The 2,860-nt window shown below is 62.8% G+C and carries 2 protein-coding genes and 1 pseudogene; 1 reads left to right on the top strand and 2 read right to left on the bottom strand.

Annotated elements, in window-relative coordinates; all coding sequences use genetic code 11:
* Positions 1-528: DUF3275 family protein (locus ABJK70_RS22940; protein ID WP_347259249.1), on the top strand; the 528-nt coding region annotated here is incomplete at its 5' end.
* An 8-nt stretch (positions 529-536) separates the two neighbouring features.
* On the opposite strand, the gene ABJK70_RS22935 is transcribed toward ABJK70_RS22940, so the two are convergent.
* Together ABJK70_RS22935 and ABJK70_RS22930 are read right to left on the bottom strand one after the other, a co-directional pair.
* Positions 537-2,030, bottom strand: a complete 1,494-nt coding sequence (locus ABJK70_RS22935; RefSeq protein WP_347259248.1) for a hypothetical protein — start codon at positions 2,028-2,030, stop codon at positions 537-539.
* Positions 2,031-2,461: 431 nt separating this feature from the next.
* Positions 2,462-2,727 (bottom strand): annotated as a pseudogene (locus tag ABJK70_RS22930) (integrase core domain-containing protein); the annotation flags it as partial.
* Positions 2,728-2,860: the final 133 nt, after the last annotated feature.

Here is a 2,860-nt window from a genome sequence, read left to right as displayed (position 1 = left end):
GCCGGCGGACGGCTGGTCGTCGAGGTCCGCGCCACGCTGGCAACCATGGCCCTGGCGGCCATCGACGAATTGCCGGCCGAGCAGCAATCGCCCCTGCCGGAGCCCGATCCCATCGATCTGGAACCGCGGGCCGAAGCCACCGCGACGAGCTTTCGCGTGCCGGTGGAAGAAACATGTGCATCGGGCGCGAGCGGTGATGAAACCTTGGACAGCCCGGATTCGCCGCCTGATCAGGAGGCGGACGAACGGCTGTTCGGCGTTCTTTGGCCGCTGGGCGCGACGGTGAAACTCGATACCACGGTCGACGTGCCCGGTTTCGGCAACAGAAGGACGGGGCAGGACCACAGACTACTTCCCAAAAAGCCAGCGTCGGGGCGTCGGGTTGATGCCGTTGTTAGGCGCAGTCGTGGCTGTGGCTATGTACTCCGCCCAAGAACTCTGGAAAAGTCGCCCCTGGAGCCGCATGGACACTTGCGTTGCAGGAACAAGCTGTTGAGTGAGGGCAAATCCCTAGCTCGCTCTGGGTAGCATGGCTTTCATGGCCCTGTCGCTTTCTGGCTGGCCGCCCCTGTTCCGGCCGTGGGCGGCTTAGCGCCGGGGCACAAAATCGTCTGTGGTCCGCGCAGCGTGGTGGGATCGAGCAGCAGGTCGACGGAGGCGTCGAGCCCCGCGACGACCTCCGGCGTGGGTTGAATCCGCTTCAGCTCCGCATCGACCGCCTTCGTGCTCGACGGCACCTTGAGTCCCGCGACGGCCTTCGGGTCCCCGACCGCGGCGAGCAGGGCCGACAGCTTCTTCGCCAGTGGCGGGATCTTCGGATCCGCCTTGCCGTAGTGCCGCACAATCTGGTCGAACAGCGATTTCTGTTGATACATGCCGAACGCGCTGGCGAAGAACTCGTCCGCGTTGTCCCAAGGATGTCCGCCGCCGCCAGCCCACAGGGTGTCGGCGACCATCACCAGCCCCGCCGGATGGGTCGTGGTCTTGCCGTCGTCCTTCAGCGGAGGCAGGTGCTTCGCATCGAACGGTGCGCTGGGGAGCGAAACCGGCGCGGTGTTCTGCAGCTCGAGGAAGAGCTCGGCCACTCCCTTGGCCAGCAGGTCGGGCGCGCCCTTGGGGACGCGGTCGCCAAGGTGGAAGGCGAAGATCCCGTGCGAGCCCTCGTGGGCAATGGTTCCCTCCCAGGAATCCTCCTGCTTGATCACCAGCACGCCCTGGCCTCCGAACACGCGGAATGCGCTGTTCGCGCCCTTCGAGATGGCGATCACGCTGGTCCTCAGCGAGTAGGTGCTGTCCGTGATCTTGCCGTTGAGCACGGCGGCCTGCTTTGCGGCGGCTCGCATCCGCTTGACCAGCGTCGGGATCGGCGCCGGATCGTGCTTGCCGCAGTGGTAGGTCTGCGATTCCGGCGCCTTCGTGATCCCGAGGTCCTTGTAGCTCAGGAAGATGCGCGCGGCGACCCCTCCCTCCGTCACTTCGCCGATGATGGCGTCGTTGCCGATCCAGACCCTGTCCCACGGCGTATACTTCTGCGGCGGGAAGGCCAGCAGCGCGGGCGCGGGTGGCAGCGCAACGGGAAGCAGCGCCGCGCCCGTCTCCGCTTGGGTCGCGAGCCGCTCGGCCCGCAGGCGCGCCTCCGGTGCATCGCTGACGGGCGCGATGCGCTGATGCAGCCGGTGGAAGGCTTCGTGACGCAGCATCCGGAGTTGCTCCCGCGGCGGCATGAACAGACCGGCGGGACCGAGGTTGATTTCGCCGTTCCTTGTCCATGCGGGTGTCGCGGCGGGCAAGGTGGTGGGTATGCGCGCGCTGATGCGGAGGGGTGGGTGGTCCAGTTCCCCGGGAGCAGTGCCGATGCCGGAATGCACCCGCAGCCTTGAAAAGCCGTAGCCGAAGCGCTGGATACCTGGTGGCGCGCCGATAACGACGGAGTGCGCTGCCGTTGCCATCACCCGATCGGCAATCCGGTCCGCTTCCTGCTCGTATACGTCTTCTGGAGTCTTAACCGTCAGTTTTGTCTGTGTCTTCATGGGCACTTTAGCGTATACGGGTATCCGGCTGAAATCGTGACCGAAGCGGGCAATTTTGGTAGTAGTCGAGTCTCCTTCGACATTCACCGTATTTGCTTCTAACCGCCGCTGTACGGCTTGATTCCCGATCGCGCGCTGCAGAAAGAGGATATGATGCTCATGATGATGCGGCCCAAGTATCGTCTTCCGAGGCCGGGCAAGGCTTGAGGATGCCGGCTTTTGAGCTTGATTCTGTTTTTGTGCAAAGGCTCGCATACTTCACCTTCTCTTCAGTTGCAGCCTGCAGCCTAACGAAGCTGTGGAAAAACCTGCTTTTTGTTGCCCTATGAGCCCGGCTTCGATTTTTTGAAATGATGGGCTCGAACTGGAAATCAGCGGTGGCCCCGGTTTTCTGGACAGAATTTTCCCGATCCTAAGTGGGCTTCTGCGGTTTAGGCTGCCTGTTGAATGGGCAGCGGATCGAAGTACACGCTATCGGGGGTCTTGCCGTCAAGCGATGAATGGGTCGACGTTCGTTGTAGAACTTGAAATACCGCTGCAAGCCTTCTCGTGCCTGGGAAACCGTGTCGTAAGCATGCAAGCGGACCTCCTCATATTTCACGCTTTTCCACAGCCGTTCGACGAACACGTTGTCGACCCAGCGGCCTTTGCCACCCATGCTGATCCGAATGCCGTGGTCTTGGATGAGATCGACGAACTCCGCATTCCCGAGCGATGGCTTTCATCGCATAATCGCCGGTGAGATAGGCCAGCGCCATGCCGGTGCGCGGATCGCCGGCCTATTCCGTTCGATAATGCGCCAAGGGCCGCCGTTGCATGCGGGGGATTTC

The organism is Methylocaldum sp. (genome assembly GCF_039794385.1).
In the GTDB taxonomy this organism is placed as follows: Bacteria; Pseudomonadota; Gammaproteobacteria; order Methylococcales; family Methylococcaceae; genus Methylocaldum.
This window is presented reverse-complemented; position numbering and strand designations above follow the sequence as displayed.